Source organism: Virgibacillus sp. 7505, from assembly GCF_002272135.1.
Lineage (GTDB): Bacteria > Bacillota > Bacilli > Bacillales > Amphibacillaceae > Terribacillus.
In genome coordinates, this window is sequence record NZ_NPBF01000058.1 from 1 (window position 1) to 429 (window position 429).

Genomic DNA, 429 nt, shown 5'->3' on the forward strand with positions numbered 1-429 from the left:
AAAAAAGTTCAAATAGGCAAGTTAAGCCGACATAGAACCAACCGTTTTTCATTGTGAACAAACTCCTTTTGAATTAGTGAATGACATTCATTCATTTTTACCGCCAAAGAAAGGCAAGCGCCTTAGTGCAGACCGCTTGCTCCTAGTGCATTGCTAATAAATGATATGAGCTCATTTTTATGTGCTTGTGCGCTCGCTTGATCATGTTGGTCGTACAAATAAAGCTGTTCTGCTGTTGATTCAATCACACCGACCATGATTTTGGCGGTATAGGCAGTGTTGATCGTCTCGCGAATTGCTTTCTTGTCAAGGGCGCGGGCTAGCATGCCATCAAACCAGTCGTACAGAGGTGCATATATCATTTCCCATTCCTTGACATACTCCGTTTGAGTCAAGCCGGAATAAATTAAAATGGCCAAATCATTATGC

1 pseudogene is annotated in these 429 nt (G+C 42.0%); it reads right to left on the minus strand.

What is annotated here, in order from left to right:
- Nucleotides 1–122 precede the first annotated feature (122 nt).
- A pseudogene (locus CHH91_RS17885) lies at nucleotides 123–429 on the minus strand (TetR family transcriptional regulator); the annotation flags it as partial.